Annotated in this window: 16 protein-coding genes and 1 pseudogene; 8 read left to right on the top strand and 9 right to left on the bottom strand. The window is 43.0% G+C overall.

The window, feature by feature from the left end; all coding sequences use genetic code 11:
• A pseudogene (locus ACX0G7_RS17865) lies at positions 1-1,084 on the bottom strand (hypothetical protein); the annotation flags it as partial.
• A gap of 200 nt (positions 1,085-1,284) precedes the next feature.
• Here ACX0G7_RS17865 and ACX0G7_RS17860 point away from each other — a divergent pair.
• Positions 1,285-1,641 (top strand): VOC family protein, encoded by a 357-nt coding sequence (locus tag ACX0G7_RS17860; RefSeq protein WP_458924878.1) that lies wholly within the window; start codon positions 1,285-1,287, stop codon positions 1,639-1,641.
• 71 nt (positions 1,642-1,712) lie between these two features.
• Here ACX0G7_RS17860 and ACX0G7_RS17855 read toward each other — a convergent pair whose 3' ends face one another.
• Together ACX0G7_RS17855 and ACX0G7_RS17850 are read right to left on the bottom strand one after the other, a co-directional pair.
• The gene (locus ACX0G7_RS17855; protein WP_458924877.1) at positions 1,713-2,966 is read right to left on the bottom strand and encodes a hypothetical protein; all 1,254 of its coding nucleotides are present in this window, start codon (positions 2,964-2,966) and stop codon (positions 1,713-1,715) included.
• A 105-nt stretch (positions 2,967-3,071) separates the two neighbouring features.
• Positions 3,072-3,734, bottom strand: a complete 663-nt coding sequence (locus ACX0G7_RS17850) for a phosphatase PAP2 family protein (RefSeq protein WP_458924876.1) — start codon at positions 3,732-3,734, stop codon at positions 3,072-3,074.
• Between the two features lie 202 nt (positions 3,735-3,936).
• On the opposite strand from ACX0G7_RS17850, the gene ACX0G7_RS17845 reads away from it, so the two are divergent.
• The gene (locus ACX0G7_RS17845; RefSeq protein ID WP_458924875.1) at positions 3,937-4,842 is read left to right on the top strand and encodes a Nif3-like dinuclear metal center hexameric protein; all 906 of its coding nucleotides are present in this window, start codon (positions 3,937-3,939) and stop codon (positions 4,840-4,842) included.
• Positions 4,843-5,092: 250 nt separating this feature from the next.
• Here ACX0G7_RS17845 and ACX0G7_RS17840 read toward each other — a convergent pair whose 3' ends face one another.
• The 3 genes from ACX0G7_RS17840 to ACX0G7_RS17830 are packed head-to-tail and all read right to left on the bottom strand — an operon-like array spanning position 5,093 to position 7,744.
• Positions 5,093-5,821, bottom strand: coding sequence for a LytR/AlgR family response regulator transcription factor (locus tag ACX0G7_RS17840; RefSeq protein WP_458924874.1), 729 nt, complete (start codon positions 5,819-5,821; stop codon positions 5,093-5,095).
• Positions 5,818-6,972, bottom strand: coding sequence for a sensor histidine kinase (locus ACX0G7_RS17835; protein ID WP_458924873.1), 1,155 nt, complete (start codon positions 6,970-6,972; stop codon positions 5,818-5,820). Before ACX0G7_RS17835 ends, ACX0G7_RS17840 begins: the two co-directional genes overlap by 4 nt.
• A complete protein-coding gene (locus ACX0G7_RS17830; RefSeq protein ID WP_458924872.1) occupies positions 6,965-7,744 on the bottom strand; it encodes a histidine kinase in 780 nt (259 codons plus the stop codon). The genes ACX0G7_RS17835 and ACX0G7_RS17830 overlap by 8 nt, the downstream gene beginning before the upstream one ends.
• Before the next feature lie 469 nt (positions 7,745-8,213).
• Between ACX0G7_RS17830 and ACX0G7_RS17825 the strand changes: the two genes are divergently transcribed.
• On the top strand, positions 8,214-8,747 hold the full coding sequence (locus ACX0G7_RS17825) for a hypothetical protein (protein WP_458924871.1): 534 nt from the start codon (positions 8,214-8,216) through the stop codon (positions 8,745-8,747).
• Positions 8,748-9,115: 368 nt separating this feature from the next.
• A complete protein-coding gene (locus ACX0G7_RS17820; RefSeq protein ID WP_458924870.1) occupies positions 9,116-9,625 on the top strand; it encodes a peptide-methionine (S)-S-oxide reductase in 510 nt (169 codons plus the stop codon).
• 26 nt (positions 9,626-9,651) lie between these two features.
• Here the strand turns inward: ACX0G7_RS17820 and ACX0G7_RS17815 are convergent, their stop codons facing one another.
• Positions 9,652-12,033 carry an ABC transporter permease gene (locus ACX0G7_RS17815; protein WP_458924869.1) on the bottom strand — a complete coding sequence of 794 codons (2,382 nt, stop codon included), beginning with the start codon at positions 12,031-12,033 and terminating at the stop codon, positions 9,652-9,654.
• A gap of 288 nt (positions 12,034-12,321) precedes the next feature.
• On the opposite strand from ACX0G7_RS17815, the gene ACX0G7_RS17810 reads away from it, so the two are divergent.
• Positions 12,322-13,509 (top strand): FG-GAP and VCBS repeat-containing protein, encoded by a 1,188-nt coding sequence (locus tag ACX0G7_RS17810; RefSeq protein WP_458924868.1) that lies wholly within the window; start codon positions 12,322-12,324, stop codon positions 13,507-13,509.
• A gap of 3 nt (positions 13,510-13,512) precedes the next feature.
• On the opposite strand, the gene ACX0G7_RS17805 is transcribed toward ACX0G7_RS17810, so the two are convergent.
• Positions 13,513-14,607, bottom strand: a complete 1,095-nt coding sequence (locus ACX0G7_RS17805; RefSeq protein WP_458924867.1) for a DKNYY domain-containing protein — start codon at positions 14,605-14,607, stop codon at positions 13,513-13,515.
• Positions 14,608-15,138: 531 nt separating this feature from the next.
• Between ACX0G7_RS17805 and ACX0G7_RS17800 the strand changes: the two genes are divergently transcribed.
• Positions 15,139-18,657 carry a T9SS type A sorting domain-containing protein gene (locus ACX0G7_RS17800; RefSeq protein ID WP_458924866.1) on the top strand — a complete coding sequence of 1,173 codons (3,519 nt, stop codon included), beginning with the start codon at positions 15,139-15,141 and terminating at the stop codon, positions 18,655-18,657.
• Positions 18,658-18,740: 83 nt separating this feature from the next.
• Here ACX0G7_RS17800 and ACX0G7_RS17795 read toward each other — a convergent pair whose 3' ends face one another.
• Positions 18,741-20,468 (bottom strand): PQQ-dependent sugar dehydrogenase, encoded by a 1,728-nt coding sequence (locus ACX0G7_RS17795; protein WP_458924865.1) that lies wholly within the window; start codon positions 20,466-20,468, stop codon positions 18,741-18,743.
• Positions 20,469-20,509: 41 nt separating this feature from the next.
• Between ACX0G7_RS17795 and ACX0G7_RS17790 the strand changes: the two genes are divergently transcribed.
• Together ACX0G7_RS17790 and ACX0G7_RS17785 are read left to right on the top strand one after the other, a co-directional pair.
• Positions 20,510-20,647: a hypothetical protein gene (locus tag ACX0G7_RS17790; protein ID WP_458924864.1), complete on the top strand. Its 138-nt coding sequence runs from the start codon at positions 20,510-20,512 to the stop codon at positions 20,645-20,647.
• A 49-nt stretch (positions 20,648-20,696) separates the two neighbouring features.
• Positions 20,697-22,163: a sensor histidine kinase gene (locus ACX0G7_RS17785; RefSeq protein ID WP_458924863.1), complete on the top strand. Its 1,467-nt coding sequence runs from the start codon at positions 20,697-20,699 to the stop codon at positions 22,161-22,163.
• Positions 22,164-22,177: the final 14 nt, after the last annotated feature.

The raw sequence follows: 22,177 nt of genomic DNA, 5'->3' as shown, positions 1-22,177 counted from the left end.
GTATATAACGGGAAGGGACAGCTGCAAATGCATATGCCACCTTAAAATTCACCGGTGATACCTTATAAATCGATCCCAGGTATTTCAATTGTTGCATCGCAGATTTGTTATCTCCCTGCTGCAGGTATGCGTAAACCAGGTAATCGATGGCATGTAACTCTTCGTCCCAGTGACCTTTGATACCAGTACTTTCTGCATAACACTTTGCTGATGCAGCTGCCGCAAGATTAGACTTAATATCCTCGTCCCACAAACCAAGGCGTGTAAAAATATGCGAAGGCATATGTTGTGCATGAGCTGAAGAAGGTGCGATAGAAGCGTATTTCCGGGCTTCTTCAAGGGCGAGCCCGGCGAGTTGGGGATAATCGTAACTATGGATCACATAATGTATGATGCCAGGATGATCAGGCTGGTCTGCATACAATGCCTTCAGGATGGCAGCAGCCTTTTTCTGCTTGACGAATGACTTATCGGTAGGATCAGCTGCGGCTGTGAGTACGAGTGCATAGAATATGGCTGCTTCCTTATCATCCGGATAAGTGATATGCAGTTTTTCCATAGCGTTTTCAAAACGCGCAAACCTCGTCAGATGATCCTTCGTTTTCCAGTCTGCATAGAAGGTGGCGACTGCATTGATATAATCTGTTTCTTTTTTAGTTTTGGAAGAAATAGAAGCGGCGATCATGATCGCTTTGCTGCCTTTCAGAAGTTCAGATTCGGTGGGTGGTGCCCAGAGTGTATGGAAGTTTGACATGGCAACTCCCCAATAAGCCATTGCGCATGATGGTTGTTTGTCAATGATCGTGGCAAAAACCTTTTCAGATTCGTCGTATTCAAACGAATGCAGCAGTGCAACACCGAGTTCAAAGTCTTTTTTTAGTTCGGGGTCGCAGGAAGAAATGAAACCGACAGAACCGAATTTCTTGTCCGGGCTGCCACAGGCAACTAATGCTCCCCGCTTCAGGTTAAGTGCGGCTATGGTTTCACCGGAGGGCTGACTATGGTCGCTTTTACAAGCAACAAAAGCGGAAAACAGCAGACAACAAGAGACAGCCGAATAATTTCTTTTGATAATAACTTTCATAAACGCCGGCTATTTTTAAGCTGTATGTCGCCACAACACTGCCATCTCAATTTAAGAAATTTGAAGAAGTTTTAATCAAATTTTGTTTAACTTCTGAGTACCGGATTAACCCACACAATATTTTTTCACAGGGATAAGAACTGATTTTTCAAATCAACCCTGTTGGCCGGAGATCAGTTCCCCTCAAAATATACATGCATATGAAAGCAATCGAAATCATTTCCATCCCAGTTACCGACCAGGAAAAAGCGAAGGCATTTTATCTCAACCTCGGATTCGGGCTGATGGTAGAAGCTCCCTTTGAGGAAGGAAAAAAATGGGTACAGCTTGCCTTTCCCGAAAGCGAGGTTTCTATCACCCTGGTCACCTGGTTCACGAACATGCCTCCCGGATGTATTGATGGACTCGTCATTCAAACTGATGACATCAACGCTGAAATCTCAGCATTGGCGGAAAAAGGTATTGAAGTTGGAAAGATTGATACTACTCCATGGGGACAGTTCGCCGCGTTAGAGGATCCTGATGGTAACCGGATTAGTCTGCACCAACGTAGATAACAAAGCTATGCCGGGGCAGGTGATGCCGCGGCATAGCTTTACATAGTATAGTCTTACACAGGAGCCCGGGGTTACCAGCCCTTTCTCACCCTGAACTTGCCTTCTATGTCTATAGTGTTTTTCAGTTGAGGTCCATAACCCGCCGGTTTAATGGTGAAGGTTCCCTTTATGAAACCATCTTCTTCACCCATGCTTGTAATGGTAACTCCGCCGCCACTTGCTACGATTTTCTCACCACTCATATAGCTGCAAACATAATTATTCCCGCCGTTCCTCAGATAGTGCGCATGGGTTCCAGTCGGGTTTTCCGGTGCTTTATAAGGATGGGTACCCGTACCGCCCATCCAGGTAATAAGTATATAACTGCCTTCGGTGTCGCCATCGCTGTCGGCAATTGCATAATAACCTTCAGCAAATTTAACAGCCGGTGAGGCTGTTTTTTTAAGCCAGCCGCTTCCTGCAACCCTGATCTCGATTTCACCATCATCGTTGGCTACTTCAATTTGAGTTACTAAAAGAAATTTTCCGCGTTGTTTCAGATCCAGATTAACGCTTATCCCAACAGGATTAGGGGAACCCGGTACCTGCGGGGGAGCCTTGTATAGCGCTTTGGATCCACTGGCTTGTAGGCTTCCCGCTCCTGCCAGTTTCCATTCTTTGATATGTTCAGGGGTCAGGGAAATCTTTTTACCCATAGGAATTTCTTTACCCGGCACTAGTGGTACCAGGATGTCATCCGTTGTGAACACTTCAAGCTGCGATGTGCCATTCACGGGAACAACCGTAGCGGAATTCAAGAGATAAAAGCTTTCGAATAAAGACCAATCGCTGAAATGCGTGGTAGCTACCTTCACACTTTGATTTGATTTATCAACTACTGCGGTTCCCTGCTTCTGCCAGATCCCGGTCGAATCCTGGTATGCGATTCCCAAGGCTTCAGGGAGCATATTAACAATGTCTTCATCACTGTAAAAAAATTCAATCGTCGCGGGCTTACTGAATTTGACATTGTGCGGCTGGAGGCGATAAGCCTTCTTAACAGCCATTGGATTGTGATTGCTGATTGACTGAATACTTACCTGCTGAGCTGATGAAAAGGCGCCTGCAGGTATGGTTATTTTTATCCGGGAATCAGAGCTTAACAAAGTTCCACCCTCCGCGCCTATTATCTTCTGGCTTACTGGTGTACTGTCAGCGATCCCAACCGGTGTGGGTGTACCAGCCGGCATTTGCGGCGGGGTCTCCATCTGAACATCAATGTTTTTATTACAGGAAAAAAGAGCGAACTGCAAAAAGGCAAACAGGGCGACGGTAATTCGTTTCATCTTAGGGCTTTAATTTTATTTATAAAAACCTAAAACTAAAAGCACTAAACTCATAATGATACCACGAGTTGAATGAATTGAATGTAATCAGGTATGAAAAGCATATTACCTTTTTATCATGTCTGGATATGAGTATGAATATTTATTATGTCTGAGTACGATTATACTTGTATGATCAACAATTATCCGACGGGTCGTCTCTTTGGCGGGTCGCCGTTTCTGGAACACTTTCCGGTTTAACCAGTTTGCAAGATACGCACTGCCAATACCAACGGCTGCACCTGCAATAATATCTGTTGGATAATGAACTCCAAGATAAATGCGCGAGTATCCCACCGATGTGGCCCATAAATAAGAGGGAACAACAACATACCATTTTTTGAATTGCAGCGAAAGGCTGGCAGCGGTCGCGAAGGCCATGGAAGTATGACCAGAGGGAATTGATTTGCCGCTATAGATCCGGTACGGGAAAACATCAAGCGGATATTTTTCTGCGGGCCGCTGACGATTCGTTATGTTTTTCCAGGCCCCCGTCACCGCTAATTCTAAGAGGGCAGCACCAAACATTTCATACGATTTCCTTCTTAAAATGGGGTCGTTTTCAATGAGTCCTGCCGTCAGTACTCCAACGGGGGCAGCAACACCCAGAATATATACAGATGAACTTGTTGCCCTGAAATATTTCGAGTCAGGATTTTGGGGATTGATTGCTTTGACAATGTTGATGTCCAGGTTTTGAGCAGGGAGGCCCGGGTGGATCAATGTCAAAAAAATAATAAATAAGGCTCGAAATGCTTTCTGCAACCGCGGCACTTGCAATAATTTATCGCTCCTCATAAAAGTTCAACTCTTGAATGTTTAGCCCGGACAATATCGGCATATTAATTTACAGCTTCACATATGTTGAAAAACTTTGAATGTAGAATCCGATCCGCGGATGCATTAAATTTGGAACAAAGATGACTTTATCATGGCTACTAACTCTTTGAACCGTAGAACCTTTTTAATTAATGGCGCCTCCGCTCTTGGCTCAGCAATATTGATGTCTTGTCCGCTTGGTATCCTCGCTTCCGGCCGGCCGCGAAGTGCCCTGACAGTCGGACAAATTATGGATCTGTTTATAAAAGAGATACCAGGAGCACCTTTTCCAAACACTGTGGATACACTGAAGTCTGGAAACCGTGACATAGAGGTTACCGGCATTGTGACTACGATGTTTGCAACCATTGATGTAATCAGGAAGGCGATTTCTCTGAAGGCAAATTTGATTATTGCTCATGAGCCAACCTTTTATAATCACCAGGACCAGACTCAGTGGCTGAGTGAAGACGAGGTCTATCAATATAAGGCGGCATTATTGAAAAAGCACAACATTGCTGTATGGCGCAACCATGACTATGTGCATAGCCTTGCTACGGATGGCGTACGAAAGCAGGTAGTTGAACAGCTTGGATGGAGCAACTTTGGCAATGCCAACCAGCCTGTTTTCGCTCTAAGCCCTTCACTCCCACTAAAGGACCTTATTGATCATGTAAAGACAAAACTAGGTGTCCCGGCTCTGAGATATATCGGAGATCTGGATCAACTTTGTGGTAAAGTGTTATTGATGCCGGGTGCAGCAGGTGGTATGCCCCAGATCCGCAATATCCGAACTCACAAACCAGACGTGCTTATTTGCGGAGAAGTTTCAGAATGGGAGACTGCAGAATATGTTCGTGATGCGCGGGCCAAGGGTGACAAGCTTGCGCTTATTGTAATCGGTCATGTTGCCAGTGAAGAACCCGGATCGCTTTTTATGGCAAACTGGTTAAAGGAAAAAGTCCCTTCTATTAAAACTACTCATCTGCCAGCCGGGAACAGTTTGTCGTTCCGATGAGATTGTAATGATTTTGAAACAACATTTATCTTTGAAGCTGAATTAATATCTATTTCTGACATAGGAACATTTTCCCCCACGTTTAACATGGGTATTTTTATCTGTGCAATAAAGCACTCTTTGTCTGATTTCACTACAAGACTATGATGAGTTCAGATTGGTAGATATTAATTGGCTGTTTTAGATATTAATACGGCGGGTATAATACACTATTTCGATGTCGAAGTTATTAATCTGATTACCTAAAAAATTAAGTTTTCAGATTTTTTTCAACCTCATGCCTGTACATCCGGCTGATTGGAAGTTCATGTTTACCAATATCGATTGTGTTCGCCGTAAATGAATTGATCTTGTTTATAGAAACAATAAAAGATCTATGGATACGGATGAAGTTTTTTCCAACCAGTAGTTCTTCAAGTGAAGAAATCGATTGTTTTGTTATGATCACTTTCGTTGCGGTCACAACCTTGACATAATCTTTGAGGCCCTCAATAAATAAAATATCATCCAATGGTACCTTCAGATTTTTTCTATCGACACGTAAGTTGATAAATGGTGCATGAGTGTTGACAGGCTCAATTGTCTTAACCGGTACAACCTCAGGGGAGTTTATTCTTGTTTGCATGACCTTGTTCACAGCCTTTAAAAACCTTTCGAAAGAAATTGGCTTCAACAGGTAATCGACAGCATCTAATTCAAAACCGTCAATAGCGAATTTTCGAAAAGCAGTTGTGAAGATTATTTTTGGGGGATTTTTGAGTGTACGAACAAGATCTGTTCCAAGCAAATGCGGCATCTGGATGTCAAGAAAAAGCAGATCAACAGGTTGAAGCTGGAGATAGTTTGAAGCTTCAATCGCATTGCTACAAACTACTGCCAACTGCAAGGAAGACACTGAAGACACATAGGTTCTTAAAGTCTCCACCGCCGGTGGTTCATCATCGACGATCATGCAGTTTATTTTCTTTATTTCTGTCATATTGCTGATTCTGAAACAGATGTTTTAACTGGCATTGGAGGCATTTTCTGAGTTGTTGTGCGGACGGCATTTTTTAAAGCGACCAGGGGAATTTTTATCTGGATCATAAAAGATTCATCGTCTGATTTTATTACCAGGCTATGCTCATTGGGATAGATCAATTGCAATCTCTTCTTAACGTTGGCAAGACCTATACCAGATTTATGATTTCCGGTAATAATTCCAACCGGTTTACTATTACGAAGATCCATAAACAAAAGAGATTCGGTGATAGATATTTTAAGATGAATCCACGGATTTGAAAGTACCTGGCTTGTTCCATGTTTGAAAGCGTTTTCTATGAGAGGAATAAGGAACAGGGGGGCTATTTGTTTATTGGAGGCGTCACCTCTGATTTCAACCAGCATGCTCAGCGCTTTACTGTACCTCACTCTTTCAAGCTCGGTATAGTCCTTTATCATGGTCAGCTCTTTTTCCAGGCTAACCAAAGGCGCCTCACAATCAAATATCATGTATTTCAATGTAGCCGATAACCTGCTAACCAATTCTGAAGCAATGGGCGATTTTGTTAGTATGTATGAATGAATATTACTGAGTGTGTTAAAGAGGAAATGAGGATGAATCTGCGCTTTTAGCAAGCTCAGTTGAGACTGGGTATTTTCTGAGATCAGCACTTTGTTTTCCTCCGTTTTCTTATGATAGTTTTTAAGAAATTTAAGGCTCAGGAACATCGCACAGGTAACCGGGGGCCCAAGGCTTATGAATTTCATAGAGTACATCCACATCATGTGAAGCCGGGTTTCTCTAGCAGCTCCAAACATCCCATAATCGCTAAACCGAAGCAGCAAAAATGTTACATAAGTTACAAGGGTCAGGCATATAATTGCTATGCTGAATTTGAGCAACTTGTTTTTTGCGAGAAGTTCATCGACCAGGTAGTACGAAACAATATAGGTGAAGATTATATCAGGAATAAAGTATGTATGCAGCCTGAGATCTGACTTGAGAAATTCAATGGTGCCGGCATCGAAAAAAAAACCAGACACCATAAAAGCCCAGAATACAAACTGCCCCAACCAGAATAACAGGTGACGTAAAATCCTGTCCGGGAATTTATCAGTTAAAATGATATCGTAGGAATTTTTAAGCATATCCTGCCCTTAACCGGTCTTTTGAGAAATTACCTGATAGCATCCACGTAAAAGTCTTTGTCATTTCACCGGATCCGCAAATAGTACTGGAAATAAGTTCCAGGATGTTTTTACCGGCATGAAAATGCAGATTCATATGACACACTTCCTCACCTCCATCGTGAGCAGAATTAATATGTTCCACTACCGGGGTGATTACTGACATCGGTGCTAAGTATTTATTAGAAAAATCCCCGCTCGTTTCGACACTGATTCTGACCAATGCATTAACATCAAGCTGCTCCATGGAAAGCAGATACTGTAACCCGGAGAATTCTTTCTCCAGTCCAACCAGGTCTTCATCACTTTCATACAGCGAATAACTTAACAGGTCAGAAAGGTTTAAAATCATGGGCGTTGCTGTCCCAGACTTACGGTCCAGGTTATTTTTTATCTTATCCAAAGCACGAAATAACCATGATGGATTTATGCGGGATTTCCGGACTAGCATCTCAGCTTTGGCATTTTTGCGGAATATTACCAGATTTTCACGGCTTTTCAGGTACCAGGATTTCGCCAGGTCAATACCTATCACTATGATACCCAAAATCAAAGCCCACCGGGTATTATAGTTGGCGTATTCCAGGCGGTGCTGGAAATTATTTGTCACCGGTATAGAGAATTGAACACTGCCGAGGAAGAGATCCGCGGTGAAATAATTAATTCCTGTGCCAACAACATAAACCCCTATAGAAATTAAAACAACCTCAGGGTATCTCCTGTTTTTTATCATACCTGTGAGATAACGCTGAAAGAAGTACACCGTTAGTATGAACACAGGCGCAAAGCAGCACAGACTCAGGAAAGCAAAATAATAAGTTTTCGCAACAAACAGATCCTGGTACTGTTTCGGAGATATGCTTTGGACATAAAAATAAATGCTGAAAATCACCCAGAACAATATGTGCCGGCTTGCCCTTTTAGAAGGCTCGTTCGAGAATATATATTCAGAGAAAGTCAGATGGCATTGTTTGTCTAAAGTTAAAGATCGGATAGTAATTCTGATCGTTAATTTCCTGCAAATCTATGAGTGAAACGACTTCGTCGATGAGTGCCATTCGTCGCCGATAAATCGAAAACATACAGCAGCAGCCGCTAAATGCAGATACAAGCTTTCTTCTTGTCTCATTTTGCAAACTGCCAGCTTTACACTGTTCTATTTTCGTTACGGCAACACAAATTTAGATACAAATATTTTTATCATGAAAAAGGAAGCAATACTTACTACGCTGATTGTACTTGCCGTTTTATTTTTGGCAAACAATGGTATCGCACAAACCAAAAGTCCTCAAACAGGAATGTCGATTTCGCTTTCGATTGTGGAGGACGGCCTGGTGATTAATGATGTCGCTCCGGTTAGGGTAAATGCGAAAGCGATGAGGGACTTCAGTAAAAGGTTTTCCGGGAAAGAGGCAAACTGGACCAGCACCGGCAATGTTTTCCAGGCGAAATTTTCAGAAGAAAAGAGCAGGACAGTAGTAGGTTATGGAAAAATGGGTCGCTGGCTTTATACCATCAAACATTATTCAGAAAAAGAAATGCCGCGGGACCTGAGACATATGATCAAAAGTGAATACTATGATTATAAAATCGATTTAATCAATGAAGTGCGCATCCCGCAAAGTAAAAATGAAATTTACATTATACACATACACAATGGGGAGGAACACAAAATCCTGCGTTATTCGGATGAAGGTGTTGAGCTTGTAAAAACATATAGCGATACCCAGGGATAACGATATCCTGTACTAGCCTATTACGATATCGGTATATAAGACCAGCCTTGATAAATCTACTCTGGTGAATATTTACATAATTATTTTTCCTTCGTTGGGCTATAATGGTTGGCTCTGATATTTTTAGAGGCAAGTTTAACTGTCTCAACAATACGCTTGCTCCTTGTTGCAGGCGTTTTGGCGTGTTTGATCAATCAACAATTGAAAATTATACAAAATTCTATTACGCGAAATCATTAGCTTGCCAGTATCCCCGTCATAAAACCGAACAGATATCCTACCAGGCTATAATAACCATATGTACCAATACTTATGCTCATTCAGGATATAAATTTTACTATTAAGTTAACTTTAAGCGAAGATCATAGATGACTAAAATAGGATTTGGCGGAAGCTGTCATTGGTGCACTGAAGCGATATTTTTATCGCTTAAAGGCATCAGATCTGTATTGCAGGGATGGATATCATCAGAAGGAGAATATTCAGCATTTTCTGAGGCGGTAATTGTTGAATTCGATGAACAGACTATTTCGGCTGATACACTGATCGCTATTCATCTCGCTACACATAGCTGTACCTCGGGTCACCAGCTGAGATCAAAATACCGTTCCGCTGTTTATACTTTTGACCAGGATCAGTCTGTGAACGCAAGGCTGGCCATTGGGTTGTTACAGAAGGATTATGAAGCTCCGATAATTACATTAGTCATCCCCTATCAAAGTTTTAAGCTGAACACTGAGCCATTTCTGAATTACTATTACAGTGATGTGCAAAAGCCTTTTTGTGAGAACATCATCAACCCTAAACTGGAAAAGCTGTTAAAGTTTTTTTCCAAAGAAACAGATCAACAAAAATTACATCACCTGGTTAAAGGTTAAGTGGACACCTGAATAAGGTTTTCAAATCATTCTGTTCTCAGGCTCTTAATAGGGTTGGCAACTGCAGCTTTTATGGCCTGGAAACTGACTGTTATCAAAGTGATAACCAAAGCACCTAAAGCGGCAAGTGCGAAAACCCACCATGAAACAGAGGCACGGTAATCATATTTTTCAAGCCATGAAGTCATATAGTAAAACGCAAGCGGTATGGCAATAACGCAGGATATGATCACGAGAATAACAAAGTCTTTCGATAAGAGTTGCCAGATATTAGGAACGGATGCGCCCAGCACTTTACGGATACCAATTTCTTTAACGCGCTGTTCAGCGACAAATGAAGCAAGACCAAACAGGCCGAGACAGGAGATAAAGACAGCGAGTATCGCGAAAAAAGTCGATAGTTGACCGATGCGCTTTTCATTGCCGAATTTCCTGGCGAATTCTTCATCGACAAAGTCTGCTTTGAACGGCGCGGCGGGATCATGTTTTTTCAAGACAGCCTCTATCTTTGCCAGTGCAGATTTTGCACTGGAACGTGGATTCAGGCGTATGATGAATATATTCTGTTGTTCTGTGGAAACGTGGAACATAGCCGCTCTTACGGGCTTATAGGGCGATTCAACCAAAATATCACTCACCACTCCTACTACGGTGAAGGGTTTATCTTCCCAACGGATCACCTTACCTACAGGATCTTTGAGCCCGATGAATGCAACAGCAGATTCATTCAATATAAATGCAGAGGTATCAGTAGCAAATTCTCTTGAAAAATCCCTTCCCTCCTTAATTTTCCAACCTATTGTTTTACCGTATTCATGTGTTACCGAATTATTCGGAAAGTCTACTGCCTGGTTTGGATCCTTACCCTCCCAGTCAAATCCGCCATTCGTATTCCATACACCTGTAGTTGGGCTGCCGGATTCAGTCATCTCAACAATTGCTCCGCTGTTTTTCAACTCCGTCCTGATGGTTTCAAAATGCTTATGCATTTCCTCAGTGATATTATGCGTTACCAAACCATCGCGGTTATAACCTATTGGCCGGTTTTGCCCGACCTTTATCTGCTGATAAACGACAACTGTCCCGATGATTAAAACCAACGAGATGGTAAACTGCACCACCACCAATACCTTGCGAGGCACCGAAGCAAAGCGCCCCACACGAAATGTCCCCTTCAAAACTTTGATCGGTTGAAACGATGATAAGTATAACGCAGGGTATACACCGGCAACAAGGCCGGTCAATAAACTGAATGCAATGCCGACCAGCCAGAATAGTGGATTGCTCCATAAAATGGATATCTTTTTCTCTGCAACATCATTGAAAGCCGGTAGGATGAGAACAACCAAAATAACCGATATCAGAAATGCGATTGCAGCAATCAATACAGACTCACTGAAGAACTGGATGATCAGTTGTTTTCTCTCAGAGCCAATTGCTTTACGGATCCCCACTTCTTTTGCCCTCTTTTCGGATCTTGCTGTACTCAGGTTCATAAAATTTATACAAGCCAGTAACAACACAAAAAAGCCAATGATTCCGAAGAGCCAGACATTTTCTATCTGCCCCCCGGTATTGATGCCTTGTTTGAATTCACCCTGGAGATGCCATTTACTCATTGGATGCAGGAACACTACCGGTTTATATCGTTTTTCCTCCGGGCCAACCTTGTTCATTTTTACATCTCTGACCTTCCTGTTTACAACACCTAAATTGGCATTATCGGCCAACTGTGCAAAGGTCTGGGTATAATTGGAGCCCCATGGATTGGTCATTTTCCTGATCCATTCATTCTGGCTCAGGTAAAGGTCCCAGGGCATGATCAACTGCAGTTCTCTGAAGGTGGTGTTATTCGGAAGATCCTCGTAAACACCGGTCACCTTAACAGTAAACTTATTGTCTACCTTGATCATCTGGCCCATCGGGTCCTTGTCACCGAATATCGCTTTGGCAACAGTAGATGAAAGCAGGATTGAATTCATTTCTTTGAGACCTGCCCTTGAGCCCCTGAGCATCTTAAGGGTGAGCATCTCTGCAACCTGCGGTTCGAAGAAGCTACCAGGCTTGAGGAAGATTTTGTCACCATAGGTCAATGCATGATTGAAGTTCCAGGAGGATTGTAGAACGTATTTGAAATCATTGCTGTACAGGCGGCGGATCTCTTCAGCCATCTGTGCAGGATTCGCAGTTTGGGTTCCGACTTCTCCGTTGTAATTCTGATGTTGCATTACCTGCACAATACGATCGTAGTTCCTGTGATATTTATCATACCCTAACTCATCCCAGATCCATAATCCAATAAGCATGGCGACTGCCATTCCAACTGAGAGACCGCTGATATTTATAAATGACGATCCTTTGCTTTTGACCAGGTTACGCCAGGCCGTTTTGAAATAATTCTTAAGCATATTTTCAGGTTGTTTGGGCGGAAAATTTGGGTTGAACTGCTTTTAAAGACAAATGCAATCTTGGAAAGTTTCATCTCGCAACCCGGGAATTGGATGCCGGGGAGGTTGTTTTGCTACTATTCGAAACCAGCATTGTTTTGATCAAAAGCAAGGCCGGATTAACAACCGCCAAAATGTCAATTGATTATGAAGATGGTTGCGCAGCGACTGTCCGGTTTTGATACAAACACCGTTCGGTTTGTATAAAAAGGAACCGGTCATTATGAAGGTTTTTACCTAACTTTTATTATGCGATATTTTATTCTTTTTCTGTTTTTCGGCGCCTCGTTGCTTGCCCAGGTGTTTGCACAGGAAATTGTCCCTCGGTTTCGCAGGCAGGTAATTGATGATAAGATCTCCATAGGATACGGACTGGCCATCGGGGATGTTGATGGGGATAAAAAACCGGATATCATTCTTGCTGATAAGAAACAAATTGTATGGTACCGCAATGGAGACTGGAACAAAACGGTCATTGCTGAAAACCTGACAGAAAGCGATAATGTATGTGTTGCTGCGGCAGACCTGGACGGCGATGGAAAGGTTGAGATTGCTGTGGGCGCACAATGGAACCCGGGTGAAACATCAGACGACACCAAATCCGGCGCAGTATTTTATTTAAAACGACCTGCAGATAATGTTGGGTTGTGGCAACCAGTTCAACTTCACCATGAGCCAACCGTTCACCGAATGAAATGGATAAAAGCTCCTAATGGAAAATTTTACCTGGTGGTTGCACCTTTGCATGGACGTGGCAATAAGCAGGGCGAAGGCCGGGGTGTAAAGATCATAGCTTATCAATTTAAGGAGAATGGTAGTAGCGACTGGCCACTGACTGTGCTTGACTCGTCCCTTCACCTTACGCATAATTTTGCTCCATACCGGGACAAGTCAGGGAACACAACCAACATCGTCGTTGCATCTAAGGAAGGTATCAGACCTGTAAAGCCACCGGGACAACCTCATAGTCAGCCTATGGTGCAGGAAGGCTCAGACATTACGAGAACAGGATCCGGCGAAATCGCATTTGGAAACGTTTCCGGCAATTCCCTGTTCATGACCACTATCGAGCCGATGCATGGAACCAGCGTTGTGGTTTATGAGAAGATAAACGACGGGTATGGCAGAAGAGTACTCGATTCCACCCTCAATGAAGGGCATGGTATAGTAACCGGGGATTTTTTGAGGCTGGGGACGGACCAGGTTGTTGCAGGCTGGCGACAACCAGACAGTGATGGAAAAACCGGGCTTAAAATGTATAAAAGAACAAACGCAAAATCTGAGTGGAAACCATATTGGGTCGATGAAAGTGGCATTGCTGTTGAGGACGTTCAGGCTGCTGATTTAAACGGTGATGGCAAGATTGATATCATCGCATCCGGCCGGGCAACCCGCAATGTTGTGATCTATTGGAACGAAGGAAATACAAAACAATAAACATTAGTTTTTTACACTTTGACCTTTGAGGTATTCGTTTCGGACATCCTTTGCATCCGATTCTCCATAACCATGAGCATGTACTTCAAAACTTTTGCTATCGGCAGAGTTTACAGGATTATGCATGTAATATACCTTGCTGCTGTCCACTGCATAACCCAACCCTAACACTTTGAAAGAGCCGGGATCAGCCTGGCTTAGCCGGAAATTTTTGAAATATGCTGAATTCCGGTCTTTTGCAAAATAAAACTCCTGGGTATTCATAGCATCCTGATCTAACACCTTGATGGTAAGGGGATCGGCGCCTACAATTTGTTTGGTTTCAAAAAATACTGATTTATCGTCTTTTGAAAAGCCAGCGGTTAACCTTTCAAAGTGTTCCGCATTTGCTTTACTGATAAGCGAGTTTTCATAAAATACCGATTTCCCATCTGTCGAATAAGGATATTCTAACAACTTAAAGCCATCGAGTTTACACGGAATGGTATAGATGCCATTTTTAACGTCTGAAGGATATCCATAGTAATATACATGCCTATTGTCTTTCGCATAATGGTTGTTGATGACCTCAAATGTTTTTCCATCACTACCAGTCACTGGTTTGCCATGAAAATAGACCTGGCTATCATCACGTGAAAAATATAAACTGATCCCCCGGAATGTTGCGATGTCTTTCACTTCAAATGGTTCACCTTCAAGAAAGACATGGGATTTATCTTTCGCATAACCGCCACCGATACTTTCAAAGGTTTCCGGATCCGCACCATCAACTATATTACTTGTTGCTTTTTTTGTTGTGAAGTAAGTTTGTCCTTCCCTTCGTTGCTCACAAAAATAAACCCTTTTTAAATCCTTTGCATAATTTTCATCGATGGCTTCAAAAGTGTTAAGATCTGCAACTTCAATTACCCTGCCCCGGTAATAAGCGACAGAATCATCTTTCGCGAAAACATTATTCAATACGACAAGATTCTCTGCAGCGATTTCTTCGCCGTTATAAAGAGTTTTACCATCCTTTTGTTTATAACCCGAGCCGCATCCTGAAACTGACATCGCACCCGTTAGGAACAAAACGGCTTTAAGCAGCAACCTTAGCATCTGATCATGTATTTTAATTAGTGACAAGATAATAAAACGGAATCATAACCTTCATTGGCTATAATTAATGTTCAATTCTTCCCTCGACAATCATCATAACTAACGATCAGGATTTATTTCGAAATTATATATAGATACACGGCCTCTTCAATTACAAGTATTGATGTTATATATCAGAAGTTATCGCTGACAACCATAGTGATGAAGTCAGGGTTCTTATTATATAATATATTCTGCAAAAAATGAAAAGTGCTTGTATTACCACTTTCGTTAGGGTTTTTCTCAGCGGGTATTACGATGATGAGCCCGGGTTTTGTTATTAAATCCATCCAGATTTTGGAAAAAATTTGAAAAGGAGTTGATAATCAATGCTAAAGATTTTTAGAAAATATAGTAGATATACTATTGCATGGATGGGAACCTAATATTAATTTGGCTGCCGATATCTATGAAAACCCTTAAGCCCATTCTATGAACCCGGTTAAATTCGTAAGATCTTGTTTTAAAGGTCTCTTCTTTTCCACAATATTTATGGCGTTCACATTGCCAGCGATGGCGCAGCCTGCAAACGATTTGTGTAGCACGCCCCAGCAGTTAACATCAGGAACCACCTGTGTCACGACCAGTGGAAGTTTCAGACCGGCCACCGGATCATACACTGCCACAGGAGGCCTGGTAGCATTTTGTGGAGATGCAGCTTCGCCTGACATCTGGTATTCCTTCGTTGCGCAAACTACTTCCCCGACGATAACGCTCAGTGGTCTTGGAAACAGTCTGAAAACTAATGGCCGCTTGCAGATATTCAGTGCTGCATCCTGTACCCCAGCTACACTCAATAGTAGTTCATATGGTTGTGCCAGTGGAACAGGGGGAAATGATATGTCGCTAATTCCTTCAACAGCATTAACGCCTGGAGAAACTTATCTCATAAGAGTCTATACAAGTTTAAGTTCTACTGCAGCTGGTAACGATGCCAGCTGGCGTTTTGACATTTGTGTTCAGAATACTGCAGCGGTGAATGACCTTTGCGGAAGTGCAATCCTGCTGAATGGTTCAACCAGCTGTGTTAATACCAGGGGTACTTTTTACGGATCATCATTAAGTACCACTAATATCATTGCACCAAATTGTGCAAGTGGTGTTACTTATGATGTATGGTACCGTTTCGTTGCCAATGCCGCTAATCCTACTATCAATCTGTCAAATATCGGTACTGGTCTGGTGAATCCGGGAATTCAATTATTATCGGACAACTGTGGTGGATCTTTTACCTCCTTTGCTTGTGGCACTACTTCGCTGGCCCCAACCAATTTAACGCCGGGTGCAACATATTATATCAGGGTGTTTTCCACAAATCCGACAGCGCCTGTATCTACTCCGGGTAATAATGTGGGTTTCGACATTTGTATCGTTGATCCAATAGCTCTTCCGCCCGCCAATGATAATTGCGGTGGTGCGGTCCCTTTGTCTGTAGGCAGCTCCTGTGTGAACACCCAGGGTAATATGGCAGGGTCAACAACATCTACTGAACCACTTGGTGGCAGTTGTACAGGGCCAAATGCCTACGATGTCTGGTATCGGTTCACAGCAGTATCTGCAAATCAAACCATATCCCTGAGTTCCATCGGCGCCAACTTCCTCAATCCACGCATTGAGATTCTTACCGGGGGCTGCGGGCTATTCAGTACAGTTCTTTGCGGAGCCAGCCCACTTGTTGCAACAACACTTACACCAGGTACTACATATTTCGTTAGGGTCTATTCAACTACAGGGCCAGCCCCTAATGGCAATGCAAGATTCAATATCTGTGTTACCTCTCCAGATATACCGACTGTTCGGTACGGCAACAGTTATGTGAACATAACACAGAAAACTACTGGTGGCGTTGTTAGGCCAGGCGATACGCTTGAGATAAGGATGACCATACATCATGCTACGGGGTCCACCCTGCGCAATCTCCGTTTTGTTGACAGTATTCCTTCACGTACCAGTATGCTGACCGGTGCTACCGACAGGTTAAAAGTGATTACAAATGAAGGACTGACTTATAAGGGTTATTCGCTTGCAGCGGGTGACGATGCCGGCTCCTACACCGCTACGCCTGCACCCGGGGAATTCAATATCAGAATGAACCTGGGATTTGGAACGAGTAATCCGGGCATTCCAATCAATAATTCTTTCACTGAATCAGCTTCTGCAACAGGAACAGGTTTAAGTTCCAACAACCCCAGGGGCGGAGGTGGATTGCTGTTTGCAGTCGCATACCGCGTGGTTGTCAGCGGGGCTGTCGGAGATACGATTTCATTAAGGCCTGCCCGCTTTATTTACAATATCGGTGGAGCAGATATTTCCTTAACTGCCACGCCATACAAACTTCTGATCAGCAATCCTCTTTCTCTTTGTACCAATAGTATCGGTGTTAACAGCGCCGCTGAGGCCGGTGGTACTTTTGGAACAGGCTCTACGCTCAACCGGAGTACAGATCTCTCAATACCTATAGCAGGATACAGTTTTGTCAGTAATGTAGGCCCATCCGTTTCAGTGGGAGACGGCACCTATGCCCTGGTAAAAAATATGAGCCCCCGGCAAAGCACTAACCGGTTTGCAAACAGGGAGCCTTATTGCGGAGGTCTGCCTTCCACAGATCCTTTCGCCTGCGCGAACCGGATGTACGGTCACTGGTATATTGATGGTGACCATAGCGGAACCAATAATGCAATTGGAAACCTGCCTCCCGATGCATCGACCAGCTCGGGGTACATGTTAATGGTTAATGCGGATTATGTTGCTTCGGAAGTTTACAGTCAAACCTTAAGCAACCTTTGCCCGGATACTTACTATGAGTTTTCGGCCTGGTTCCGGAATATTTGTGCTACCTGCGGTGTTGATTCTATCGGCCAGCAGTTCACAGGAACCGCTACAGCACCTGCCGCCGGATACCCGGGTGTTTATCCAAACCTTTCATTTTCTTTAAACGGACTTGATTATTACAGCACCGGAGAGATTGACACTTTAGGTTGGCAGAAGAAGGGATTTGTGTTTAGAACGGGGCCCACACAAACGTCCGCAACATTTGCAATTCGTAACAACTCCCAGGGCGGCGGTGGAAATGACTGGGTACTGGATGATATCAGTGTTGCTACGTGTACACCCAATCTAAACCTCGTTCCGGTTGGTAATACAAACCAATGTTACAATGACCAGGTCGATATCAATTGCGACGTGATCAGTTATTTCAACAACTATGTGTTTTATCAATGGCAGGTTAGTCATGATAACGGAGCTACCTTTGTTGATACACTTGCGATGGGTACCGGAACTCCGGTATTAACCGGCGGCAACTATGTTTATAACGCACCCTTCCCTTCATTCCTGGCAGACTCAGCACAGCACCTGGTTCAATATCGTATCCGGGTGGCAACAAGTCCTGCTAATCTCTATGGTGGTTGTGCGTTTTTCAACAGTGCAAGGATTATTGTAATGGTAGATAACTGCCGCTATGTATTAAAAACTGATTTGTTATCATTCAAGGCATCACTTGTTGGAAAGCAGGCAAATCTGAAGTGGCAAACAAATAATGAAACTTCCAAAACCACTTTTGATATTCAGAAAAGCTATGATGGAACCCGGTTTTTCAGGATCGGTACGCTTACCGGTGTTGAATACAAACACACTTATTCCTTTATAGATCCTGAACCAGTGAATGGGCCGGTGTTTTATCGCATCGTTGTGACTGAACCCGGAAACAAAAAAATCAGCAACACAGAATTGTTGAAAACATCCGACGCCAATTTTGGATTTGTATCGGTAGCAAACCCATTTTATGATGTTTTGTTATTCGACTTCAACACACAACAAAATACGGTTGCAACCATAGTGATCAGTGATGCGCACGGTAGGACAATAAGATCGTTCAGACAATCTTTCGTGAAAGGATCCAATCCCGTCACCGTAAATAACCTTGGTGCCCTGAACGGAGGTACCTATGTCTTACAGGTAATTTCCGGCGACGGAGTGAGATCGAGACGCGTAATAAAAATGAACAAATAAAATGTCACGGATAAAAAGCAGTAGATAAATATTAAACATATTCAGTTTAAAAAATCCCGCCACGTTTAGTGATCCGGGATTTTTTATTTGCTGACACAATCATTTACAAGCCAGATTTTTCCATCTGTCTTTGTAAACAGGTAAAGTTCCTTATCGGCACCTACGCCGAAACGGAGATCAGCTTTCGCATTTTTGGTAACCTCCAAAAAATTGGAGGGTTCATTATTAAATAACAGGTTAAACTCTTTAATAGTTGCCTGCTTCCCCGGCACCAATGAAGCATTCTCTACATAAAAGACACGACCCCTAACAATATCACCAAATACATATTTGTTTTGTAGCAGCGGTATGGAACCGGTATAAACAAACCCAGCGGAAAATGCGTTGCCTTCATCATGATCATATTGGACAACCGGGTTAATATATTTGGACTTCCCGGGCGGCAGGTTATACACTACATTCATTCTGCCTTTATAATTCAGCAAAAATGAACCTTCCCTTGCAGGCCATCCATAGTCCGCACCGGCAATGCCGATATTTAATTCTTCAATATTATTTAAACCGATATCACAGATGAGCATCTTTCCATCAGGCGACCAGGATATGCGGTTAGGATTTCTGAAACCTCTGGCAAATATTTCAGGGGCCGCTCCGGGCATTTTATTATTTGCGAAAGGATTAATTGATGGGATACCATATTTTCCATTGGCACTGTTATTACCTGCAGGATCTATCCTTATCACGGAACTCCATAGTTTTGAATTGGAATTACAGAGACTGGAATAGCCACTTTCAGCAGACCCGCCGTCGCCTATCCCTATATAAAGTAAACCATAATCGGCAGAATCGCGGGTTGCAAGGGGATTAAAAATGATCTGCTGCATTCCATGTATTTCACCTGGCATATTAATCCTGAATAACTCTCTTGGCTCACCATCAAAACGGTCGGATAAAGGTTCCCTGATTTTCCATTCTGTAACTACCCATTGCAGGCGAACCCGTATTGAGTCATGATAAATGAAATCAGCTTTGACAGCCCCAGGTTTTTCCGTATGTGTCGTATAGAGGAGCCCGTTAGTATTAAAGTCCGGGTGGAACGCATAGCTACCAAAACCACTTGCATGGCCGGGCGTATGGATGAATTCAGGCCGCATGTTAGCCATATTCATAACCTCCTGCAATGTGTCCTTACTGAAAAGATAAAGTTTGCCCCGCAGATCCGAAAGAAACACCCGCTCCTTTTCACCTTTCAAAATTGTCATCTGGTTTATCCGGGCTTTAGGGACCTTTTCGGCACTTGGGGGAGCAGTCAGAACTTCCTTGAGTAACAATGACAGGCCCGATTTCGGGATCTTCGTGGGCACAGGATCAGTTTTGACAGGACCAAGGCCGGCAGCAGTTTTGTCAAGCCGGGCGAGATCAGCGGAAGACGGTTTGTGCGTGTTAATAAATGAAAGCAATGCATTCATTTCTTTCGCGTCAAGGTCGGGATTAGGCGGCATTGGAACCTTATACTTATTAAAAACTGCTACAGCTCTTTTGTCGCCGTTTTTTACCATGAGCTGTGAATTGTGGATAAATTCGGATATCCATTTTGCAGGCATGATGCCGGTAATCCCAGACAAATTAGGGCCGATTCCCTGTTGTTTGAAATTATGACAGGCAGAACACTTTTGCTGGAATATTGATTGCCCGTTAGCGATTACCGTTTTATCCTTAGAATAACTGGTGGAAATAGCTTGCCCCAGGGCGCCCGTCGATTGGAAAATGAGAATGCTGAGAAGACCAATAATCAGAGATGATTTGAACACAGATACATTTTTAGTTTAGTACTAACCTAAATTTATACTTATTGGAACAATTACTAAAAATTTTTGTAACCCTGCAGACCGTTTTCCATAACCCTACCCTAAATGCCACGGTTGCAGGTGGAATTTCGATGGGACAAGCGCATGAGTTACCACAGGTGTTGTGCCGTGCAGGCAACTGATCAAAGTCCATATTTCCTTCTCAATTCCCGTAGATTTGTCCCTTTGTATATGAAAATATCTTACCTGATCTTTTTGAGCTTCTTATTTATCCTGTTGTTGTTCTCGATTACAACCCTGATCAACTACAATCAGTACAACGAGGTACAGGAGAAGACTGACTTCCTTGCCCGTTCTGCCACGATTGTAAGAGAAGGCAACCGGTATCATAGAAACATCCTGAACCTGGTAGGTGTGGGCAGGGGGTATCTTCTTACGAAGGACAAGTCGTTATTCGAAACATTTCAAAGTACTACACATGAGAACGACAGCATATTTCGCGAAATAAGCACCATTCTTGATGATGAAAGGCAGCAGGGCAGACTGGCCGCTATCAGGGACCTGGATCATCAATGGGTAAGAGAATACTCAGCTTTATTTACGGATATCATGGGACGGAAAAGAACAGGAAACTTACGGGTGGATTCTGCCTATGTGTATAAAGACATTGCTTCGCTGACAGGCGAAAGCATCATTTTCCAAAAACTTCAGACCGATCTACGCAGTTTTATAAATGAAGAATATGCCCGGCGCGAAGTGCAAAAACAAATACTCACAGACTCCATTCATTCTACCAGGATGATATCATTCTGGCTCACCGTTATATCCATTGTGGCCGGGCTGGTAATAGCAGCCACGCTAGCGTATAATCTGTCAAAAAGAATTCTGAAAATGGTAGGAATGGCGAGGAGCATATCCAATGGCAACTATTCAGTTCATATGACCGATAGTAGAAATGATGAATTAAGTCATCTATCAACTTCGCTGAATAATATGGCGGACGTACTCGCCGAAAATTTCGCGTTATTGAAAAGAAAAAACGAGGAGCTTGATCAGTTCGCCCATATCGTATCTCATGACCTGAAAGCGCCACTTCGGGGAATTGCTAACGTGGTTTCCTGGATTGAAGAAGACCATGGTAAAGAGTTGCCACCCAAAGTGCACGAATATTTTCAGTTAATTCATGGCCGGTTGACCCGCGCAGAGAACCTGATAAAAGGAATTTTGTCTTATGCAAGAACCGGTACAGAATCAAACGAAACAGAACAGGTAAATGTTCATGAGCTGGTGACCGAAGTTGTAGATGCCCAGGCAGCCGTGCATGGTCTGAAAATCGAGATCGACAAAGATTTGCCTATTTTATTGACGCAAAAGATCCCATTGTTCCAGGTCTTTGCTAACCTGATCAACAATGCCATTAAATATCATGATAAGCCAAACGGAAAAATCTCTGTTTACTGCCGGGAGTTCACCCTTTATTATGAATTTTTTGTACAAGATGATGGTCCTGGAATTGCAACCGGCCATCAATCGAAAATTTTTAGAATATTTCAGACGCTCAGAGAAAGGGATACCGTTGAAAGTACCGGGGTTGGTCTTGCTATTGTCAAAAAAATACTTGATGCAAGAAAAGAACAGATCGGATTAAAGTCACAACCGGGTGCTGGGTCAATATTTTCGTTTACCTGGAGAAAGTGAATCACACATACAGG

It is taken from the genome of Flavitalea antarctica (assembly GCF_054461535.1).
Note: the sequence above shows the minus strand (reverse complement) of the source record. Positions and strands in the feature narration are given on the sequence as shown.

Bases quoted from the DNA above. Each gene is read 5' to 3' on its own strand.
- ACX0G7_RS17860 (WP_458924878.1), top strand. From the start codon at position 1,285: ATGAAAGCAATCGAAATCATTTCCATCCCAGTTACCGACCAGGAAAAA.
- ACX0G7_RS17855 (WP_458924877.1), bottom strand. From the start codon at position 2,966: ATGAAACGAATTACCGTCGCCCTGTTTGCCTTTTTGCAGTTCGCTCTT.
- ACX0G7_RS17845 (WP_458924875.1), top strand. From the start codon at position 3,937: ATGGCTACTAACTCTTTGAACCGTAGAACCTTTTTAATTAATGGCGCC.
- ACX0G7_RS17840 (WP_458924874.1), bottom strand. From the start codon at position 5,821: ATGACAGAAATAAAGAAAATAAACTGCATGATCGTCGATGATGAACCA.
- ACX0G7_RS17835 (WP_458924873.1), bottom strand. From the start codon at position 6,972: ATGCTTAAAAATTCCTACGATATCATTTTAACTGATAAATTCCCGGAC.
- ACX0G7_RS17830 (WP_458924872.1), bottom strand. From the start codon at position 7,744: ATGATAAAAAACAGGAGATACCCTGAGGTTGTTTTAATTTCTATAGGG.
- ACX0G7_RS17825 (WP_458924871.1), top strand. From the start codon at position 8,214: ATGAAAAAGGAAGCAATACTTACTACGCTGATTGTACTTGCCGTTTTA.
- ACX0G7_RS17820 (WP_458924870.1), top strand. From the start codon at position 9,116: ATGACTAAAATAGGATTTGGCGGAAGCTGTCATTGGTGCACTGAAGCG.
- ACX0G7_RS17815 (WP_458924869.1), bottom strand. From the start codon at position 12,033: ATGCTTAAGAATTATTTCAAAACGGCCTGGCGTAACCTGGTCAAAAGC.
- ACX0G7_RS17810 (WP_458924868.1), top strand. From the start codon at position 12,322: ATGCGATATTTTATTCTTTTTCTGTTTTTCGGCGCCTCGTTGCTTGCC.
- ACX0G7_RS17805 (WP_458924867.1), bottom strand. From the start codon at position 14,607: ATGCTAAGGTTGCTGCTTAAAGCCGTTTTGTTCCTAACGGGTGCGATG.
- ACX0G7_RS17800 (WP_458924866.1), top strand. From the start codon at position 15,139: ATGGCGTTCACATTGCCAGCGATGGCGCAGCCTGCAAACGATTTGTGT.
- ACX0G7_RS17785 (WP_458924863.1), top strand. From the start codon at position 20,697: ATGAAAATATCTTACCTGATCTTTTTGAGCTTCTTATTTATCCTGTTG.